At 41.3% G+C, this 20,966-nt stretch carries 16 protein-coding genes and 1 riboswitch; all 16 genes read left to right on the forward strand.

All coding sequences use genetic code 11. The features are described 5' to 3' along the window. Nucleotides 1–168: 168 nt before the first annotated feature. The 16 genes from C9J36_RS01430 (at nucleotide 169) to icmF (ending at nucleotide 20,822) form a co-directional block, all read left to right on the forward strand. Entirely contained in the window at nucleotides 169–1,347 is a 1,179-nt protein-coding gene (locus C9J36_RS01430) for an acyl-CoA dehydrogenase family protein (protein ID WP_107942018.1), read from the forward strand. After that, nucleotides 1,337–2,194 carry a transporter substrate-binding domain-containing protein gene (locus C9J36_RS01435; RefSeq protein ID WP_107942019.1) on the forward strand — a complete coding sequence of 286 codons (858 nt, stop codon included), beginning with the start codon at nucleotides 1,337–1,339 and terminating at the stop codon, nucleotides 2,192–2,194. Before C9J36_RS01430 ends, C9J36_RS01435 begins: the two co-directional genes overlap by 11 nt. Nucleotides 2,195–2,274: 80 nt before the next feature. Then, nucleotides 2,275–2,985: an amino acid ABC transporter permease gene (locus C9J36_RS01440; protein WP_066168181.1), complete on the forward strand. Its 711-nt coding sequence runs from the start codon at nucleotides 2,275–2,277 to the stop codon at nucleotides 2,983–2,985. Between the two features lie 12 nt (nucleotides 2,986–2,997). Then, entirely contained in the window at nucleotides 2,998–3,711 is a 714-nt protein-coding gene (locus C9J36_RS01445) for an amino acid ABC transporter permease (RefSeq protein ID WP_235615993.1), read from the forward strand. 11 nt (nucleotides 3,712–3,722) lie between these two features. After that, entirely contained in the window at nucleotides 3,723–4,478 is a 756-nt protein-coding gene (locus C9J36_RS01450; RefSeq protein WP_107942020.1) for an amino acid ABC transporter ATP-binding protein, read from the forward strand. Between the two features lie 79 nt (nucleotides 4,479–4,557). Next, nucleotides 4,558–4,739, forward strand: a riboswitch (cobalamin riboswitch). A gap of 111 nt (nucleotides 4,740–4,850) precedes the next feature. Beyond that, nucleotides 4,851–5,813: an ABC transporter substrate-binding protein gene (locus C9J36_RS01455; protein ID WP_107942021.1), complete on the forward strand. Its 963-nt coding sequence runs from the start codon at nucleotides 4,851–4,853 to the stop codon at nucleotides 5,811–5,813. 400 nt (nucleotides 5,814–6,213) lie between these two features. Beyond that, nucleotides 6,214–7,218: a FecCD family ABC transporter permease gene (locus C9J36_RS01460; RefSeq protein WP_066168190.1), complete on the forward strand. Its 1,005-nt coding sequence runs from the start codon at nucleotides 6,214–6,216 to the stop codon at nucleotides 7,216–7,218. Next, nucleotides 7,218–8,672 (forward strand): adenosylcobinamide amidohydrolase, encoded by a 1,455-nt coding sequence (locus tag C9J36_RS01465; RefSeq protein ID WP_107942022.1) that lies wholly within the window; start codon nucleotides 7,218–7,220, stop codon nucleotides 8,670–8,672. The genes C9J36_RS01460 and C9J36_RS01465 overlap by 1 nt, the downstream gene beginning before the upstream one ends. Before the next feature lie 5 nt (nucleotides 8,673–8,677). Further along, entirely contained in the window at nucleotides 8,678–9,238 is a 561-nt protein-coding gene (locus tag C9J36_RS01470) for a cob(I)yrinic acid a,c-diamide adenosyltransferase (protein ID WP_066168449.1), read from the forward strand. Between the two features lie 355 nt (nucleotides 9,239–9,593). After that, complete coding sequence (locus C9J36_RS01475) at nucleotides 9,594–11,906, forward strand: (Fe-S)-binding protein (protein ID WP_107942023.1); 2,313 nt, start codon at nucleotides 9,594–9,596, stop codon at nucleotides 11,904–11,906. Between the two features lie 588 nt (nucleotides 11,907–12,494). Beyond that, entirely contained in the window at nucleotides 12,495–13,691 is a 1,197-nt protein-coding gene (locus C9J36_RS01480) for an acetyl-CoA C-acetyltransferase (protein WP_066168195.1), read from the forward strand. Then, entirely contained in the window at nucleotides 13,688–14,536 is an 849-nt protein-coding gene (locus C9J36_RS01485; protein WP_107942024.1) for a 3-hydroxybutyryl-CoA dehydrogenase, read from the forward strand. The genes C9J36_RS01480 and C9J36_RS01485 overlap by 4 nt, the downstream gene beginning before the upstream one ends. Before the next feature lie 12 nt (nucleotides 14,537–14,548). Next, on the forward strand, nucleotides 14,549–15,685 hold the full coding sequence (locus C9J36_RS01490; RefSeq protein ID WP_107942025.1) for an acyl-CoA dehydrogenase: 1,137 nt from the start codon (nucleotides 14,549–14,551) through the stop codon (nucleotides 15,683–15,685). Nucleotides 15,686–15,704: 19 nt separating this feature from the next. Further along, nucleotides 15,705–16,841, forward strand: coding sequence for an acyl-CoA dehydrogenase (locus tag C9J36_RS01495; RefSeq protein WP_066168201.1), 1,137 nt, complete (start codon nucleotides 15,705–15,707; stop codon nucleotides 16,839–16,841). A gap of 3 nt (nucleotides 16,842–16,844) precedes the next feature. Then, the gene (locus C9J36_RS01500) at nucleotides 16,845–17,480 is read left to right on the forward strand and encodes a TetR/AcrR family transcriptional regulator (protein ID WP_066168203.1); all 636 of its coding nucleotides are present in this window, start codon (nucleotides 16,845–16,847) and stop codon (nucleotides 17,478–17,480) included. Between the two features lie 102 nt (nucleotides 17,481–17,582). Further along, complete coding sequence (gene icmF, locus C9J36_RS01505) at nucleotides 17,583–20,822, forward strand: fused isobutyryl-CoA mutase/GTPase IcmF (RefSeq protein ID WP_107942026.1); 3,240 nt, start codon at nucleotides 17,583–17,585, stop codon at nucleotides 20,820–20,822. Nucleotides 20,823–20,966 lie beyond the last annotated feature (144 nt).

The raw sequence follows: 20,966 nt of genomic DNA on the forward strand, positions 1-20,966 counted from the left end.
ACCAGCATTTAATTTTTATTTTAAAAGCTATGGCATATATGCTTTTTTTGAATAATATATAAAACCTATAAAAAAACTTGGTATAAACTATTGACTTCCATTTTTGCTAGTCGTACAATCAATTTCAACATCATTCAAAATTGATTGAAAATTAGGGAGGCTATTATTGTGAGTAAACAGCTTTTCATTAAAACAACAGAACAGCGACAATGGTTAGAGAAAATTGCTACGTTGGAGGAGACGTTTAAAAGTCGCTCGCAGCAAATTGATGAGCTTGGGAGCTTCCCGCATGAAAATATTCGTGCATTAAGGGAGATTGGTTATACGAAAATTACATTGCCAAAGCAGCTTGGCGGCGAGGGCTTCACTATTTATGATGCAGTTTTATTGCATGAAACGTTGGCTAGCTATGATGCAAGTACAGCGCTCACTATAGGCTGGACGCTGCTAACTGTAGGTGATTTATTTGAACATGAGGAATGGGAGCCTGCGATGCTACAAAAATTTGCGCAGGAAGTAGCGAACGGCGCAATTATTAATCGTGCGGTTAGCGAGTTTGCTATGGGTAGTCCGACACGTGGTGGCAGACCGACAACGACTGCAAAGAAAACGGCGGAAGGGTGGTTAATTAATGGGCGTAAAAACTATACAACAGGTGCACCAGAGCTGGATTATTTTTTAACATCTGCTTGGATAGAGGAGCAAGAGAAAATTGGATTTTTCCTTATTCCACACAAAGCCAAAGGTGTCACAATCGATGAAACATGGGATGTAATTGCGATGCGTGGTACAGGTAGCCATGATTTAGTATTGCAAAATGTAGAGCTAAAGCCATCTGATTTGGTTGAAATTTCGAGTTATTCTACAGGTTTTAAGGTGAATGGTTGGGCATTATTAGTTCCTGCTACTTATTTAGGTATCGCACAAGCTGCACGTGATTATGCTGTTCATTTTGCGACAACACATAAACCAAATAGCTTAAATGGTCCGATAAGCGACTTCCCAAATGTGCAAGCACTCATTGGAGAAATGGAGTTAGCACTGGCAACAGCACGCTTCACATTGTACGGGGCGGCAGAGGCTTATATAAATCCGACTCGCAAACAGTTCGTGCAGCAAGAGCTCAATATTGCCAAGCATGTTGTGACAAATAATGCATTGCAAATTGTGGATAAGGCGATGCGCTTAGTTGGTGCAAAAAGCTTGCAACGCAATAATCCACTGCAGCGTTATTATCGTGATGTGAGGGCAGGCTTACACAATCCACCAATGGATGATATGACAATAAAAAAGTTGGCTGAAGCAGCTATTCAACAAGCAAAAGGAGAGACTTTACATGTTAATTAAAAAAATATTACAGTTTACAGCAATTAGCTTTGCGGCGGTTTCTATACTAGTGGCGTGCAGTGACGGCGAGGCTGCTACAACGTCAAATGGAGAAGCGGTGAAAAAAGTAAAGGTAGCTTATGACCAGTCAGGCAAGCCAATGACTTATATTGATGAAAACGGTAATCCAACAGGCTATGACGTTGAAGTAATGAAATTAGTCGATGAAATTTTAGAAGATTACGAGTTTGAATTTGTTGGAACGTCCAACGATGATTTATTAATCGGTGTTGAGCAAGGGAAGTATCAGGTAGGTGTGAAAAATGCCTTCTGGACAGAGGAGCGAACAGCAAAATTTATTTTCCCACAGGAGTTTTTAGGATTAAGTAGTGCAGGGCTTGTTGTAAAAAAAGAAAATGCCCATATTAAAAATTTGAGTGACTTTGCTTCAGCGGGGTTTACGCTAGCGCCAATCGCGGCAAATAACGCCCAGTATACAGTCATTGCTGAATACAATGAAGCGAACCCGGATAACCAAGTCAAGCTAAAGGCAGGAGAGGAGTTTTCGGTTGATGTTGTGCAATGGGTGAATGAAGGGCGTGTAGATGGCGGTGTACAAATCGAAGGTAGCTTTAACGGTCAAGTATTAACGGAGGGCGGCCCGTATCATCATTTAAAGGATGAGATTGTGTATAACGAGTTTGCAGTAATTAAAACATGGCCGCTATTTAATAAAAAGGAGCAGGAATTCGCAGATGCCTATGATAAAGCAATTCAGCAGTTAAAGGAAACGGATGCGCTAAATAAGCTAAGCGAACAATTTTACGGTAAGGATTTATTCAAAGTGCTAGATTCTGTAAAACGTTAGATTAATTGAATAGCTAAGGTAGAGCATATGCAACCTGCTTTCCCAAGAGCTGCATACATAATGAATCGGTGGTGAGATGAATGGAAAAATACTTTGATATCACTTATTTATGGTCAGCGCTTCCACAGCTATTGCCATTTTTATTTGTGACATTATATGTTGCTGCTCTTGCGGTCGTTTTTGGTAGTGTTGCTGGATTGGTACTAGCGATGGCGAAATTGAGCAATCATGCATTGCTGCGTTGGCTTGCGAATGGCTATACAACAATTATTCGTTGTACACCTTCTATCGTATTGTTATTTCTTGTGTACTACGGGGTTCCGGCATTCGCTGAAAATTTATTAAATATCAATTTGCATAATGTGCATACAGGTGTTTTTGTAGTGATAACATTTAGCTTACAGTTTGCGGCGATGATGTCCGAGGTAATTCGTTCTTCTTATTTAGCAATTGATAGAGGACAGCATGAGGCAGCTGTTAGCGTCGGTCTCACACCACTGCAAGCCTATCGACGCATTGTTTTTCCACAAGCATTTGTTGTTGCCATACCGAATTTTGGCAATGGCTTAATTGCGGTATTACAGGAAGGGGCACTTGCCTATACGATAGGCTTTATTGATATTGTAGGAAAGGCAAATTTAATTATTGCGAATAACTATGGTACGCATACGTTAGAAATTTTTATGGCTTTAGCTATTATTTATTGGATTTTGTCGATTACGTTAGAAAAGCTATTTGCAAAATTGGAGCGAGCATTTAGCAAAGGGAAGAGCTCAATCAAGGCGACATAAGGAGTGATGTGCATGGATTTTATTAATATAGCATTTTTAATAGATACCTTTTGGGTTGCGCTTAGCGGTGTGCCAATTGCGTTATTGGTAACGATTGTATCGCTTATATTAGCAATACCTTTAGCTTTTCTACTTGCCATGTCGCGTATTTATGAAGTGCCGATTATTAACCGCTTAACAAAAATTTATGTGTCTTTTGTGCGTGGCACGCCAGTAATTATTCAAATTTTTGTGCTCTACAGCAGCATCCCACTCATTTTAGCAGGTCTATTTGAAAAATATAATATCAATTACTCCATTTATGATGTGAATCCATTATGGTATGCCCTTATTATATTTACGTTTAATACAGCCGCAGTTTTAACTGAGGTGTTCCGCTCTGCATTGCAAACTGTTCCTAAAGGGCAGCTAGAGGCGGCGCATTCTGTTGGCTTGACAACGGCACAGGCTTACTGGCGTATTGTCATCCCACAATCATTAGTAGCGGCGCTACCTAATTTATGTACTGCAACGATTAATTTGATTAAGGCGACATCGCTCGGCTATGCCATCTCATTACAGGAAATTACGTTGAAGGCGAAGGTTGCTGCGAATGTTGGCTACAATTATTTAGAGGCATATATTGATATTTTCATCGTTTATTTAATTTTATGTATGACGGTAGAATATTTATTTAAACGCTATGAACGCTATTTAAGCCGCTATAAAATGAATCTTCAAAGCTAGGGGGAGAGCCAGTGCTACAAATTACAAATATTCATAAATCATTCGGGCATAATGAGATTTTAAAGGGTGTTGATTTAACCGTTTCGAAAGGGGATGTTGTTGTTATTTTAGGTCCCAGTGGTTCAGGTAAAACAACATTGCTGCGCTGTATTAATTTTTTGGAGCGTGCGGATAAAGGAACGGCGAGCTTTGGTGAAATAACAGTTGATTTAAAAAATGCCTCTAAAAAGGAAGTGCTTGCTGTACGTAAAAAAACCGCCTTTGTATTTCAAAATTATAATTTATTTCATAATAAAACGGCACTGGAAAATGTCGCAGAAGGCTTAATTATAGGTAGGAAAATGAATAAGGAGAAAGCGTATGGACTTGCGAAAGAGGCACTCGATCAAGTAGGTTTGACGCATAAATATGATGCCTACCCAAGTCAATTATCTGGTGGTCAGCAGCAGCGGGTTGGTATAGCCCGAGCTATTGTATTATCGCCTGATGTAATTTTATTTGATGAGCCGACATCAGCGCTTGACCCCGAGCTTGTAGGGGAAGTTTTAGAGGTCATGAAAACAATCGCGAAGTCTGGCACAACGATGATTGTCGTCACACATGAAATGTCATTTGCGCGAGATGTAGCAAGCCATGTCATTTTTATGGATGGAGGTCAAATTGTTGAGGAAGGCTCCGCGCATGAGATTTTTGTACAACCAAAAGAGGAGCGCACAAAGCAGTTTTTACGTCGCGTACTACCTGAAGAGTATAACTACCATATTTAGCACCTACACAATCTCAATTTTTTCGCTATAATTAAAGTGGAGACATTGAGATTTTATTCATTGTCAAAGATAAAAAAGTTCATAGTGAAGCACAAAAGGTTCCTTGTAGATGATAAGGAGTAAAAGGGAAATCAGTGAAAATCTGATGCGGTCCCGCCACTGTAAATGCTAGTTTCTAGCGGTATGCCACTGAATTTTCGGGAAGGCGCTAGAGATGTATGATGCATAAGCCAGGAGACCTGCCTTTCGTGTAAAGCCAATGACAACCTACGAGGATAGGGTGGCGCCGCTATTTTAATAGTGCCCTATTATAATCTCTCGTATTTGTCGAGGGATTTTTTTGTTATTTTGTTTAATTAGGAGGAATTAGAAGTGAAAAAGTTTTGGTCAATTATAATGACGATGTTGTTAGCAACAGGCTTGCTTGCAGCGTGTGGACAGGATGACAATAACGAGCCACAAACGCAAGGTGAGCAGCAAACAGAAGTACAGCAAGAAACGGACGAGCTCGCCGCAGCCTTTCCTGCGACAGTAACAGATGCTTTAGGCAGAGAGGTTACGCTTGAGCGTGCACCAGAAAAAATCATCTCTTTAACACCATCAAATACAGAAATTTTATTTGCTTTAAATTTAGAAAATGAGGTTGTTGGCGTCAACGATATTGATGATTATCCACCAGCAGTAGCTGAAAAAGAAAGAGTCGGTAGCATGGAATACAATGTTGAAAAAATCGTCTCCTTACAGCCCGATATTGTTTTTGCACATGAATCAAGCATGTTCGCAGTTGAGCCAGCATTAGAGCAATTAGAAGCAGCGGGCGTAACGGTGTTCGTCGTTAAAAATGCGGCAACATTTGAAGAAACATATATGACAATGGAACAAATCGGTACTTTAACAGGTAAAGTAGAAGAAGCAGAGAAAATGGTGGAATCTATTAAAACGAAGCTAGCTGATATACAGGCAAAAGTGGAAGGACAAGAAGAAAAATCAGCTTTCGTTGTTGTTGGTATGACACCAGATATTTATGCAGTTGGTCAAAACACATTTATGGATGAGATGCTAAAAGCAATCAATATTAAAAACGTTGTTGAAGCGGATGAATGGCCAATGTATAGTCCAGAGGATTTTGTTGCAAGCAATCCAAGCACAATTATCGTGACATACGCAGAAGATGTGGACGCAGTTTTAAATAACCCAGCATTTGCTGAAATGGATGCGGTGAAAAACGGCGCAGTTTACACTGTAGATGGCAGTATGACAAGCCGTCAAGGTCCTCGCATTGCGGATGGGGTAGAATCAATTGCAAAGGCAATGTATCCAGAAATTTTTAAATAAAGTGAAACTTCAATCAGTGGGATTCCTCATCCTCACTGATTGTTAGTTGACCTACTCGGGCATTTACGGGCAGTTAATCTCGCACTTATCTTTTAGCGTATTGTCACTTAAGTCTTGAAGTGGGCGATTTACTGCTCGTTAATGCGGGATAAATCTGGATGAGGGCTGCCTAAAAGAATTATAAGAAATTGAACATTTGTTGATTATTCCAAATAAAGGGGACATCTAAAAAAAACGTCTATAATCGGCGTTTTGGACGATGACTTTTTGGTAAAAGGTTTATTCCTAAGCGATAGAGAAGAAACGAAAATCTCCCTTTTAATATGATACCAATACAAAATTCCCTTTTTGGATAGTCCTACTCCAGAATAAGCGTTTATTTAAAGGCAGGCGATTCTATTTGAGTCAAAATAAAAAGGCAGTAATTGCATATGTCATATCAATTGCATTACTACTCATAAGTATATGGTTAGGAGTTGCGGTAGGTTCAGTGAACATACCGCTATCTACTTTATGGGATAGAGAGGCTGACCCAACCGCCTACAGTATTTTATGGAATATTCGAATGCCTAGAGTAATGCTTGCTGCGCTCGTTGGTGCGTCGCTGGCGATAGCGGGGGCAGCATTTCAAGGTTTATTAAAAAACCCACTCGCTGATCCATATACGCTCGGTATCTCGTCAGGGGCCTCTGTCGGTGCAGTGGCAACTATTTATTTTTCAGTATCGCTTCCGATGCTTGGCGTTTTCACATTGCCGATTTTTAGTATGCTTGGCGCAGCGATAACAATGATAATTGTGATGACTTTTGCGCGCCTTGTTGACCGAACGATGAAAATGGAGACATTAATATTAACTGGGGTTATTTTTAGCTCTTTTTTAGGTTCCTGTATTTCTTTAATGATTGCGTTGACAGGGGAGCAGCTACGAATGATTATGGGCTGGCTACTTGGTAGCGTTTCGATGCGCGGCTGGCCATATGTGCAAATGATTATCCCGTTCGTTATTATCGGTGTACTTTTAATTTGGTTAAACCGTCGTGAGTTGAATGCGATGGTTTACGGAGAAGAGCGTGCAAAGCATTTAGGCGTTGATGTGAAGCGCAGTAAATATATTATTTTAGCTGGTGGTTCTATACTGACAGGTGCTGCGGTTGCCGTCTCTGGTACGATTGGTTTCGTTGGGCTTGTCGTGCCACATATGGTGCGCATGCTTGTCGGCGCAGACCACCGTTTGCTGCTAATTTTATCGCTCATTAATGGCGCAAGCCTTCTCGTGATTTGCGATTTAGTGTCACGTACAATCATTGCGCCAACAGAGCTGCCTATTGGGGTCATTACAGCATTTATCGGTGCGCCCATTTTTGCTTATATTTTTTACAAGCAACGTAGAAAAGGGGGAGCATAATGCTACAAGTAGAGCAAATTTCTGGTGGCTACGGTGCGACACCGATTATTAAAAATGTTTCATTCACAGTATCTAAAGGGAAAATACTGGGGATTCTCGGACCGAATGGTAGTGGCAAATCTACATTGTTAAAGGTGATTAGCGGCGTTTTACCTACAATAAGTGGACAAATTTTACTCGATGGTAAGGGAATTGATGCCTATTCAACGAAGGAGCTTGCGAAAAAAATGGCTGTACTGCCTCAGTTACATGCTAACGCTTTTTCCAATTCTGTACGTGATGCGGTGTCGCTCGGTCGTTATCCGCATCAATCTAGTTTCTTTGCCAGTTGGTCGGAGCAAGATGAGCAGGCTGTACAAACGGCGATGCGACAAACAGGTGTGCAACAATATGAGCATGCTTATTTGGAATATTTATCGGGCGGTGAGCAGCAGCGTACTTTTATCGCACAGGCACTTGCGCAATGTGCGAATCTTTTATTGCTTGATGAGCCGACAAATCATTTAGATATTGCGCATCAGCAGCAAATATTAGATATGATTCGCAAACAAGCGTTAGAATGTGAATTAACGGTAGTATCAGTTTTTCACGATATGAACTTAGCAGCATTGTATTGTGACGAGCTTTTGTTAATGGATAAGGGGCAAGTCAAGGCATTCGGCAAGCCGCATGAGGTGTTACTAGAAGCGCAAATTGCAGAGGTCTACGGGGCAAGGGTGACTACATATGCACATCCAGAGCTACCAAAGCCTCAAGTAACGCAGCTACCAAGGCTCAAGCAGGAAAATGTATTCGCGCCGGTGATGAAGGAGCATTTCGCAATAACCGATAGCTATGTGCACTTTCAAGCGGAGGCGCCGCTAAAGGTTGTATCATCGGCAGTTTATAATGCAGGTATGGGCTGGTATACGACCTTTATTAACCGCACTGTCGAAACTACTTATCATACTGAAAATATGAAGGACGAGGTAGAGTCATTTTTAAGGGCTCATGACTTGGTGCTGACGAATACAGTGGTTATGCTTACAGCACTTGCGGCAAAAAATGCTGTAATTGAATCATATGCGGATGGACTTGTGCTCATTGCAGTCACAGCCGGCATAGACAATGCTGTAGATGTGACAAGAGCCTATGAGCAAGAGGAGCAGCCGCATATCGGAACAATCAATACATGGGTTATTATTAATGGAAAGCTATCTGATGAAGCATTCTATCAAGCGATGATTACAGCAACAGAAGCAAAAACAAGGGCATTAGCAGAGCAAAACATTCAAGATGCTCGAACAGGTACAATCGCGACAGGTACGAGTACAGATAGCCTTTTAATTGCCGCAACACAAAGCGGGGAAGAACTGCCCTATGCAGGACCTATTACAAAAGTGGGTAAATGGATTGGGCGAGGCGTTTTCGATGCGACATCGAAAGCAATTGCAAAATACAAAAAGGAAGGATGAGTGAAATGAAACTGTATACAAAAAAAGGGGACACAGGTAAAACAAGCATTATTGGACGCCGAGTAGACAAGGACGATTTACGCGTAGAGGCATACGGCACAATGGATGAGCTAAATTCAATTATTGGTAAAGCGATGACGGAGCTAGAGAAAGAATTGTTCCAAGATATTTTAGCGGATTTAGAAAGCATTCAGCATGAATTATTTGATGGTGGTGGCGATTTAGCTAATGTAATGAAAGAGCGTGTTTACAAGCTAACAGAAGCACCAATCGAAACAATGGAAGCTCGCATCGACATTTTAGTTGAGGAAGCACCTCCACTGCGCCGCTTCATTTTACCTGGTGGCTCGCCTGCTGCAGCCACACTTCATATTGCCCGTACAATAGCGCGCCGAGCAGAGCGCCAAACGGTAACATTAATGAAGGCTGATAATGATGTATCACCAGTCGTACAAAAATATTTGAATCGACTTTCAGACTACTTATTCGCTGCCGCGCGAGTAGTAAACGTGAGACTAAAAGTTTCAGATATAGAATACATTCGCAGTGCAGATGTGTTTAAATAAGAAGTGGAGAAAGCGTCCAAAATCCTTGCAATTGCGAGGTTTTGGGCGCTTTTTGAGCATTAGCTGAAATAAGGATAAATTTGAGAACGTAGAATAAACCTTTGCAAACATGGAATAAACTTCAGAAAACATGGAATAAATCCCAGAAAACATAGAATAAACTCTAAAAAACATGGAATTTAGCTCTTGAGAGTATTCGAAATGCCTTGAATAGATAAGAAATAATAAAAATAGTATTGACTGAATGCTCATTCACAAATTACAATATGACTTATAGAAGATTACACTTTATAATAATAGGGGAAAGCACACAAAGGGGTTTGCTTAATATAGTAATTCATGAGGGGGAAAGACAATGAGCACATTGCTAATTGTGAATTGGATAGCGTTTATCGCAGTAGTGCTGTATGGGGTTGGACTATTTGCATATTTACTAAAAACACGCTATGAATTTATTAAATTGGGGAAAAAAGAAGAATTTAATCAAAAAATGTCTGACCGAATTAGCGATATTATAGAAAAGGTATTTGGGCAGTCCAAGCTATTAAAAGATAAAAAAATGGGGATTGTACACGTACTCTTTTTCTATGGCTTTTTACTTGTTCAGCTTGGGGCAATTGATTTAATTTGGAAAGGGCTAAAGCCTGAATCGCATTTACCGTTTGGTCCGCTTTATCCGTTCTTTACATTTTTCCAAGAAATTGTGGCATTAACAATTTTAGTGGCGGTTGTTATAGCGTTTTATCGTCGTTATGTGGAGAAGCTTGTTCGCTTAAAGCGCGGCTTAAAAAATGGACTTGTGTTAATTTTCATCGGTGGTTTAATGGTCTCGACACTAATTGCCAATGGGATGGGCTTAATTTGGCATGAGCATGGTTTAACAGGCTCAGAGCCAGTAGCATCAGCTATTGCCTTTATTTTTGGTTTCTTATCACCAAAAATTGCAGCAGCTGTTTTCTATGTTGCGTGGTGGGTGCATTTACTTATTTTATTAACATTCTTAGTTTATGTACCACAATCAAAGCATTTCCATCTGATTACGAGTATTTTCAATGTTTTCTTAAACCGTCAAGAGCGTATGGGCACACTTCGTCCAATCGACTTTTCAGCGCTTGAAGAGGCAGAGGATGAAGAGGACATGCCGACGCTTGGTGTAGGGAAAATTCAAGATTTTACACAAAAACAATTAATCGACCTTTATGCATGTGTGGAATGTGGGCGCTGTACAAATATGTGTCCAGCAACAGGAACAGGAAAAATGCTGTCTCCAATGGACTTAATTGTCAAATTGCGTGACCATTTAACAAATACAGGTGCTATCGTAACGAAGCAAAAGCCATGGGTACCATACCAAATGTTCAAAAACACACAAGGTAACCAACTGGCTATGGCTGCAGGAGCAGAAGGTGCGGTTATTGAAAATATTTATAGCCCATCATTAATTGGTGATGTCATTACAGAAGAAGAAATTTGGGCTTGTACAACTTGCCGTAACTGTGAGGACCAATGTCCAGTTATGAACGAGCATGTTGACAAAATTATTGATTTACGTCGTTATTTAACGATGACAGAAGGAAAAGTAAATCCAGATGCACAGCGCGCGATGACGAATATCGAGCGTCAAGGAAATCCGTGGGGCTTAAACCGTAAAGAGAAAGAAAACTGGCGCGAGCTGGATTCGTCGATTTCGATTCCAACTATTAAGGAATTGAAAAAATCGGGCGAGGAAATGGAATATTTATTCTGGGTAGGCTCAATGGGCTCATTCGACAATCGTTCTCAAAAAATTGCATTGGCGTTTGCGCGTTTAATGAATGAGGCAGGCGTGAAATTTGCGATTTTAGGTAATAAAGAGAAAAACTCAGGTGATACACCACGTCGCTTAGGAAACGAGTTTTTATTCCAAGAGCTAGCGACAGCTAATATTGATGAATTTGAGAAAAATGATGTTAAAAAAATCGTGACAATCGATCCGCACGCTTATAATATTTTCAAAAATGAGTATAAGGACTTTGGCTGGAATGGTGAGGTATTGCACCATACAGAGCTACTATACGATTTAATTCAACAAGGTCAATTGGTTATGAATCATAAAGTAGAGGAAACAATTGTTTTCCACGATTCTTGTTACTTAGGTAGATATAATGATGTTTATGACCCACCACGTGAAATTTTAAAAGGCATTGCAGGTGTGAAGCTTGTAGAAATGGAGCGTAACCGTGAAACAGGTATGTGCTGTGGCGCTGGTGGAGGCTTAATGTGGATGGAAGAGCATGTCGGCAATCGCATTAATGTTGCCCGCACAGAGCAGGCATTAGCGACGGATGCCTCTGTTATTTCCTCTGGCTGCCCTTACTGCTTAACGATGTTATCAGATGGCACAAAAGCAAAAGAAGTAGAAGATACAGTAGGTACATTTGACATCGCAGAAATTCTAGAACGTGCCGTTTTCGGTGATAAAGTAGTGGAGGCTCCTGTAGAGGAGGAAGTTGAAGTTCTTGCTGAAGAAGGGATTCCAGAGCCAATGACTGAACAGGTTGAACCAGCTCCTATTGAGGAGGTAGCATCAGAGCAAATAGATGCAGCTGTGGAACAAGTAGAATCTACTCAAGAGGTAGAATCTGAAGCTTCTGCTACGGAGGAAGCATCGACAGAAAAAAGAGAATAGAAGTTCAAGCAAGCAGAAGAAGCCCTGAAAAAGCACAAGAAATCCATTTGATAAAAATGCCGATTTCTTGTGCTTTGAACTTCATTCAGCAATTTTTCTGCGTGGAGCACATGGTTTTGTAACGATTGCAAAATGCCAAGTATAGGTACAAAAGTATTTCCCTCATAAATGGTGAGATGAATACAAGCATTAGACTGATTTCCCATTAATTAAGAGGAACTCAGCCTAAGTCCACTGTACACTAAGGTAACGACTGAGTGACCAACATCATGTTGCTTAGACTTGCGGCGGATGTCACAGCGCGGGACGATTTTAGGTTAATTTTCATCAAACTACTTAAAAAAACAGGAAGCAATTACGTTGAGGTGTAATTGATTTCTATGGGCAAAACAACTATTAATCGGGCGAATTGTTACTTTCAGACTAGAAAAATAAATTAATCTAAGCAAGCAAGTTTAAAAAAGCTTAAAACAGTGATTGAAAATTCACATTCTTTCTAGTAAAATTTGAACTAATAGCACAATTAAATATTTTTTTATACAATAACTGAGCGAGCGTTCAGTCGAAACTAAACAAGGGGTGTTTATTTTGAATAGAACAGTTATTTTAGATGGTGCACGTACGGCATTTGGTAAGTTTGGGGGAGGCTTATCGAGCTTGCAGGCGAGTGATTTAGGAGGGGCAGCTATAAAAGCTGCATTAGAAAGAGCGAATCTCGAACCTGAAAATGTTGGAGAGGTCATCATGGGAACAGTGTTGCAGGCTGGGCAAGGGCAAATTCCTTCCCGTCAAGCTGCGACGAAAGCTGGTATTCCATGGAATGTAAAAACGGAGACGGTCAATAAAGTGTGTGCATCGGGGATGCGAAGTGTGACGCTTGCAGATCAGCTAATTCGATTAGGGGACGAGGAAGTGATTGTTGCAGGTGGTATGGAGTCGATGTCGAATGCACCGTACTATTTACCAAAGGGACGCTTTGGTTTACGTATGGGAGATGGGCAGCTTGTAGATGGTATGGTATTTGACGGACTATCTTGTGCATTTGATCCACAGCGTGTACATATGGGGACATATGGTAATCAGACTGCGGATAGCTTTCAGATTACACGTGAGCAGCAGGATGAATGGGCATTACGTAGCCATCAGCTTACATTACAAGCGATGGAATCTGGTAAGCTGGCAGAGGAAATTGTAGCAATCGAAATTCCTCAGCGTAAAGGAGAGCCAGTCGTTGTGAAGACAGATGAAGCACCACGAGCTAGCACAACTTTGGAAGCGTTATCAGGATTGAAATCAGCGTTTAGCAAGGATGGTACGATTACAGCGGGGAATGCACCAGGAGTGAACGATGGAGCTTGTGCATTAGTATGTATGAGTGAGGAGCGAGCGCAACGTGAAAATCGCAAGCCGCTTGCGACGATTATCGGACATGCGGAGGTTGGTGTAGCGCCACAGGATTTTCCGCAAACGCCAGGGCTTGTCATTCAAGCATTACTCAATAAAACAGGGAAGACATTAGCTGATATTGATTTATTTGAAATTAACGAGGCGTTCGCAGCAGTTGCACTCGTTAGCAATAAAATAGCTGGCTTAGATGAAAATAAAGTAAATGTAAATGGTGGTGCGGTTGCGCTTGGTCATCCAATAGGTGCAAGCGGTGCACGTATTATTTTAACTTTAGCTTATGAATTACGCCGTCGCGGTGGCGGTATCGGCATCGCAGCTATTTGTTCAGGTGGCGGTCAAGGGGATGCAATTATGATTGAAGTGGGGGCAGAAGCATGATTCAAAAGGTAATGGTAATTGGCGCAGGACAAATGGGCTCAGGAATTGCGCAAGTTTGTGCACAGGCTGGCTATACAGTTTTGCTAAATGATATTAAGCAGGAATTTTTTGAACGAGGCATAGGGGTAATTACAAAAAATTTAACGCGTGATGTAGAAAAGGGACGTAAAACAGAGGAAGAAAAGCAAGAAATTCTAGCGCGTATTACGATGTCGTTAGATTTACAGGATGCAAGTAATGTGGATATCGTTATTGAAGCAGCAGTGGAAAATATGGAAATAAAACAATCAATTTTCAAACAGCTTGATACGATTGCGCCAAAGCATGCGATTTTAGCGACGAATACATCGAGCTTACCAATAACAGAAATTGCTGCTGTAACAACTCGACCAGAGCAAGTGATTGGTATGCATTTTATGAATCCGGTGCCTGTAATGAAGCTGGTAGAAATTATTCGCGGCTTGGCAACTGCTGATGAAGTTTATAAAGCAGTAGAGGAGATGACAGTCAAGTTAGCGAAAACCCCTGTAGAAGTAAATGACTTCCCAGGCTTTATTTCGAACCGTATTTTAATGCCGATGATTAATGAAGCAATTTATGCACTTTATGAAGGTGTTGCGACAAAGGAAGCCATTGATGATGTGATGAAGCTCGGCATGAATCACCCAATGGGGCCGTTAACATTGGCAGACTTTATTGGCTTAGACACATGTCTATACATTATGGAAATTTTACATGATGGCTTTGGTGATAGTAAGTATCGCCCTTGCCCATTGTTACGCAAATACGTAGCAGCAGGCTGGTTAGGTAAGAAATCAGGGCGCGGCTTTTACGTATACGACTAGGAGGAGTACACGATGGAATTACGTTTTACAGAAGAACAGCAAATGATGCGCGGCATGGTAAAGAACTTTGCAGAAAGTGAGATTGCACCATTTGTTGAACGAATGGAGGCTGGTGAATTTCCACGCGAAATTTTGAAGAAGATGGGCGAGCTTGGTTTAATGGGGATAACAGCACCTGAACAGTATGGCGGCTCAGAAATGGACTTTACATCATATATTATCGCTATTCATGAGCTATCGAAAGTCAGTGCAGTAGTAGGAGTTATTTTATCTGTACACACATCTGTCGGTACGAATCCAATTCTTTATTTTGGCAATGACACACAGAAGGAAAAGTATGTGTCAAAGCTAGCCACAGGAGAATATTTAGGAGCCTTCTGTTTAACTGAGCCTGGTGCTGGTAGTGATGCAGGCTCATTAAAGTCACGTGCTGTTAAAGAGGGAGACCATTATGTTATTAATGGCTCGAAAGTATTTATTACAAACGGCGGAGAAGCGGATGTTTATATTGTCTTTGCTAATACAAAGCCAGAGCTTGGCTCACGCGGTATTTCAGCGTTTATCGTAGAGAAGGATACACCTGGTTTAATTATTGGTAAGGATGAGCAAAAAATGGGCTTACATGGCTCACGCACAGTACAGCTGACATTTGAAAATATGCTAGTGCCAGCAGACAATTTGCTAGGGAACGAAGGGGAAGGTTTCAAAATCGCGATGGCAAACTTAGATGCAGGTCGCATTGGGATTGCGGCGCAGGCATTAGGCATTGCAGAAGCAGCTTTGGAGGCAGCGACAGCGTATGCTAAGGAACGTGTACAGTTTGGCAAGCCAATCGCCGCACAGCAAGGTGTAGGCTTTAAGCTAGCGGATATGGCGACGGCGGTAGAGGCGGCGAAGCTTCTTGTTTATCAGGCTGCAAATTTACGCTCGCAGGGCATGGCATGTGGAAAGGAAGCATCTATGGCGAAACTATTTGCCTCTAAAACAGCAGTTCAAGTAGCAATTGATGCGGTGCAAGTGTTTGGAGGCTACGGTTATACAGAGGATTATCCAGTGGAACGCTATTTCCGTGATGCTAAAGTAACGGAAATTTATGAGGGTACGAGTGAAATTCAGCGCATTGTTATTGGAAAAAACCTATTGAAATAAATACAAGGGGGATTAAGAAATGAATTTTCAATTAACAGAGGAACATGAGCAATTACGTGAAATGATTCGAGATTTTGCTATAAATGAAGTAGCTCCGAGTGCGGCAGAGCGCGATGAACATGAGACGTTTGACCGCGCGATTTTTGATAAAATGGCGGAGTTAGGTTTAACGGGTATCCCATGGCCAGAGGAGTATGGTGGTGCAGGTTTTGATTATCTTGCATACTGTATCGCAGTAGAGGAGCTTTCGCGCGTTTGTGCATCAACAGGCGTAACATTATCAGCACACACGTCATTAGCAGGCTGGCCAATTTATAAATATGGTTCAGAGGAGCAAAAGCAAAAATATCTTCGCCCAATGGCAGAAGGTAAAAAAATCGGCGCATACGGCTTAACAGAGCCAGGCTCAGGCTCTGATGCAGGCGGTATGAAAACTTATGCAACATTAGATGGTGACCACTATGTACTAAATGGTTCGAAAATCTTTATTACAAACGGTGGGATTGCAGACATTTATGTTGTTTTTGCTGTAACTGACCCAGAGGCGAAGCATGGGACAACAGCTTTTATTGTAGAAGCAGATATGCCGGGCTTCTCTGTAGGGAAAAAAGAGAAAAAGTTAGGTATTCGTTCATCGCCAACAACGGAAATCGTCTTTGATAATTGCCGTGTACCAAAGGAAAATGTACTAGGTGAAGTCGGACAAGGCTTTATTATCGCGATGAAAACATTAGATGGTGGACGCAACGGAATTGCTGCACAAGCGGTTGGTATTGCACAAGGCGCATTAGATGCAGCGGTAGAATACGCGAAGGAACGGGTGCAATTTGGCAAGCCGATTGCAGCGAATCAAGGCGTTTCATTTAAACTTGCAGATATGGCAACAGCGGTTGAAGCATCGCGTTTATTAACATATCAGGCAGCTTGGCTGGAGTCGAATGATTTACCATACGGCCAAGCATCAGCGATGGCAAAATTAATGGCAGGCGATACAGCGATGGACGTGACAACGGAGGCAGTGCAAATTTTTGGAGGCTACGGCTATACAAAAGATTATCCTGTAGAGCGCTTTATGCGCGATGCAAAAATTACGCAGATTTACGAAGGCACACAAGAAATTCAACGCCTTGTAATTTCGCGTAATTTAACGAAGTGATATATGGCTAAGAGCAAGGAAAAACTGCAAGTTGAGACGTCTGTAAAAGATGCGCAATTAATCGAATTTCGCCGCCAACAAATTATTAATGCAGCGATTGTGCTATTTAAAGAAAAGGGCTTTCATCGAGCGACGACACGTGAAATTGCTAAAGTAGCGGGCTTTAGTATTGGTACATTATATGAATATGTACGCACGAAGGAAGATGTGCTGTACTTGCTATGTGACAGCATTTACCACGAAGTAAAGCAGCGACTTGATCGTTTCCCACAGCATTCGGGCACAATTGATGAGCTAAAAGAAGCGATTAAGCAGTACTTTTTATTAATTGATAGCATGACAGATGCATTCACAATTATGTATCAAGAATCAAAGTCATTATCGAAAGAGGCGCTGCATTACGTTTTAAATAAAGAATTGGAAATGGTTGCACTCTTTCAAAATATACTGAAAAATTGTGCCGAACAAGAAGTCTTGCGCCTCTCAGAGCAGGAGTTATTTTTAGCAGCGAACCATATCGTTATACAAGGGCAAAGCTGGGCATTTCGAAAGTGGGCCTTGCATAAGCATTGTACAGTCGATGAGTTTATTGCATACCAAACGAATACATTGTTATTTGGTATTATGCGCAAGCAGTAGGAAAAAATTTTAGCTAAAATTAGCGCAAATTGCATACGTAGCCGCTATGCAATTTGCGCTTTTACTATAAGGGGCAAATTGCAAACGAAAGGGGAAAGAGCAATGGGAAAAGTAGAGGTATACCGTGCGCAGCATCATGTACGCTTCGTGACGGCATCTAGTTTATTTGATGGGCATGATGCATCGATTAATATTATGCGCCGCATTTTACAATCAAGTGGTGTGGAAGTGATTCATTTAGGACATAACCGCTCTGTTGAAGAGGTTGTGAATGCAGCTATTCAAGAGGATGCACAAGGAATCGCTATTTCAAGCTATCAAGGCGGGCATATGGAATATTTCAAATATATGTACGACCTTTTGCGAGAGAAAGGTGCACCACATATTAAAATTTATGGTGGCGGTGGTGGCGTTATTTTACCGCGTGAAATTAAAGAACTACATGAATACGGCATCGCAGGTATTTTCTCACCAGAGGATGGGCGTGTACTTGGCTTGCAGGGGATGATTAATCGTCAAATTGAGGGGACAGATTTTTCGACATTGCAAGGCGATTATTTAGAAAAACTCCATCAGCTTTCAACGGATACACCTGAAATTTTAGCAAATTTAATTACGGCTGCGGAAATTGGTGGTGAAGGTGTTCAGCCTTTATTGCAAGAGGCACGTACTAAATCGAAAAATACGCCTGTTCTCGGGATTACAGGTACTGGAGGGGCGGGTAAATCCTCTTTAACAGATGAGCTTATTCGTCGTTTCTTGCAAGAATTTCCAGATAAAAAAATCGCTATTATTTCGGTGGACCCAACGAAGCAAAAAACGGGTGGCGCATTACTAGGGGACCGTATTCGTATGAATGCAATTTTCAACAATCGTGTGTATATGCGCAGCTTAGCAACGCGAGACTCACATACGGAGCTATCTGCTTCAATTGGTGATGTACTCGATGTTGTAAAAGTAGCTGGCTATGATTTAATCGTTGTTGAAACAAGTGGTATCGGTCAGGGTGACGCTGAAATTACGAAGCATACAGATTTGTCCATGTATGTGATGACGAGCGAATTCGGTGCACCGACACAACTTGAAAAAATTGATATGATTGATTTTGCTGATATTATTGCAATTAATAAATTTGAGCGTAAAGGCTCCGAGGATGCGCTGCGTCAAGTGCAAAAGCAGTATCAACGCTCACGTGAACTATGGACTGCTAATTTAGATGATATGCCTGTTTATGGAACGATTGCTAGTCAATTTAACGATAAAGGAACAAACTCTCTATTTGCAGCACTTGTAAAAATAATTAATGAAAAGTTTGAACTAGATTGGGAAACAGCTTATGAGCAATCTATAAAAACACAAAAGCAAGATGTGATTATTCCAAATGAGCGACGCTATTATTTACGTGAAATTACAGATGCAGTGCGTGGTTATCATAAAAAAGCCGAACAGCAAGTGGAATTTGCTCGCAAATTATATCAGCTGGAGGGAACAAGGCAGCAGCTTGCTGCATCAGAGGAAGCATTAATTGCATCAATTGATACATTAATAGAAGCGGTCAAAAATGAATTATCCGCTGAATCTAAGCGAATTTTAGCGAACTGGGCAGCTTTAAAAGAGGCGTATGCTGGTGAAGAGCTTGTAACGAAAGTGCGTGACAAGGAAATTCGTACAGTTTTGCGAACGACATCTTTATCAGGTACAAAAATTCCGAAAGTTGCCTTGCCGAAATTTGTAGACTACGGTGAAATTTTACGTTGGGTCTATGCGGAAAATGTACCGGGCGAATTCCCATATACAGCAGGAGTATTCCCGTTTAAACGTGAAGGAGAAGACCCGAAGCGTCAATTTGCTGGAGAGGGGACGCCAGAGCGCACAAATAAACGCTTCCACTATTTATCAAAGGACGATGATGCTAAGCGTTTATCAACGGCATTTGACTCGGTAACGTTATACGGCGAGGACCCACATATAAGACCTGATATTTACGGTAAAGTTGGGGAATCAGGCGTCAGCATTTGTACTTTAGATGATATGAAAAAGCTGTATGCAGGCTTTGACTTATGTGCACCTTCCACATCTGTATCAATGACAATTAATGGACCAGCGCCAATTATTTTAGCGATGTTTATGAATACAGCAATTGACCAGCAGGTAAAAAAGCATGAGGAGGAGCTAGGGCGTGTCCTCACAGTGGAAGAATTTGCTGAAGTGCGTGCAAAAACGCTTCAGGTCGTGCGTGGCACAGTGCAAGCTGATATTTTAAAGGAAGACCAAGGTCAAAATACATGTATTTTCTCTACGGAATTTGCGCTGCGCATGATGGGCGATATTCAGCAATATTTTATTGACCATAAAGTGCGCAATTACTACTCGGTATCAATTTCGGGCTATCATATTGCGGAGGCAGGGGCAAATCCAATTTCACAGCTTGCCTTTACATTAGCAAATGGCTTTACTTATGTGGAATATTATTTAAGCCGAGGCATGCATATCGATGATTTTGCACCAAATTTGAGCTTCTTCTTCTCGAACGGTTTAGACCCTGAATATACGGTAATTGGTCGTGTTGCACGCCGTATTTGGGCAATTGTAATGCGCGATAAATATGGCGCTAACGAGCGTTCGCAAAAGCTGAAATACCATATTCAAACATCAGGTCGTAGCTTACATGCACAGGAAATTGATTTCAATGATATTCGTACAACATTGCAGGCATTAATGGCACTGCAGGACAATTGTAATTCATTGCACACGAATGCCTATGACGAAGCGATTACAACACCGACTGAGGAATCTGTGCGACGCGCGATGGCCATTCAAATGATTATTACGAAAGAACACGGCTTATCGAAAAACGAAAATCCTCTACAAGGAGCCTTTATCGTGGAGGAGTTAACGGATTTAGTAGAGCAGGCTGTTCTAGAGGAATTTGACCGTATGAATGACCGTGGCGGTGTACTTGGGGCAATGGAAACGCAATATCAGCGTGGAAAGATTCAAGAAGAGTCCATGTACTATGAGCATTTGAAGCATTCTGGAGAGTTACCGATTATCGGTGTTAATACGTATCTAAATCCAAATCCACCTTCAGCAGAGCAAATTGACAGCATGGAAATTGCACGTGCAACGCAGGAGGAAAAGGATTTACAAATCGCGAACTTAGAAGCATTTAAGGCACGTCATGCAAACGAAGCAGATGAAGCAATCAAACGCTTAAAGCACGCAGCTGTGACAGGTGGCAATATTTTTGCACAATTAATGGATACTGTGCAAGTTGCAAGCTTAGGCCAAATTACGAAAGCACTTTATGAAGTGGGTGGACAATACCGTCGTAATATGTAAATTGACTAGGGCTGTTTGGAAAGCAATTGCTTTCTGAGCGGCCCAATTTACACCTCCGATGTTAAAATTGAAAAAATTTCGAAAATGCAAATATAATAATATATTGAAGTGCTATAATTGCAGTATACTGAAGTAAGATGAATG

The sequence above is a fragment of the Metasolibacillus fluoroglycofenilyticus genome, from assembly GCF_003049645.1.
Lineage (GTDB): Bacteria > Bacillota > Bacilli > Bacillales_A > Planococcaceae > Metasolibacillus > Metasolibacillus fluoroglycofenilyticus.

Bases quoted from the DNA above. Each gene is read 5' to 3' on its own strand.
- C9J36_RS01435 (WP_107942019.1), top strand. From the start codon at position 1,337: ATGTTAATTAAAAAAATATTACAGTTTACAGCAATTAGCTTTGCGGCG.
- C9J36_RS01440 (WP_066168181.1), top strand. From the start codon at position 2,275: ATGGAAAAATACTTTGATATCACTTATTTATGGTCAGCGCTTCCACAG.
- C9J36_RS01445 (WP_235615993.1), top strand. From the start codon at position 2,998: ATGGATTTTATTAATATAGCATTTTTAATAGATACCTTTTGGGTTGCG.
- C9J36_RS01465 (WP_107942022.1), top strand. From the start codon at position 7,218: ATGCTACAAGTAGAGCAAATTTCTGGTGGCTACGGTGCGACACCGATT.
- C9J36_RS01470 (WP_066168449.1), top strand. From the start codon at position 8,678: ATGAAACTGTATACAAAAAAAGGGGACACAGGTAAAACAAGCATTATT.
- C9J36_RS01475 (WP_107942023.1), top strand. From the start codon at position 9,594: ATGAGCACATTGCTAATTGTGAATTGGATAGCGTTTATCGCAGTAGTG.
- C9J36_RS01485 (WP_107942024.1), top strand. From the start codon at position 13,688: ATGATTCAAAAGGTAATGGTAATTGGCGCAGGACAAATGGGCTCAGGA.
- C9J36_RS01490 (WP_107942025.1), top strand. From the start codon at position 14,549: ATGGAATTACGTTTTACAGAAGAACAGCAAATGATGCGCGGCATGGTA.
- C9J36_RS01495 (WP_066168201.1), top strand. From the start codon at position 15,705: ATGAATTTTCAATTAACAGAGGAACATGAGCAATTACGTGAAATGATT.
- C9J36_RS01500 (WP_066168203.1), top strand. From the start codon at position 16,845: ATGGCTAAGAGCAAGGAAAAACTGCAAGTTGAGACGTCTGTAAAAGAT.
- icmF (WP_107942026.1), top strand. From the start codon at position 17,583: ATGGGAAAAGTAGAGGTATACCGTGCGCAGCATCATGTACGCTTCGTG.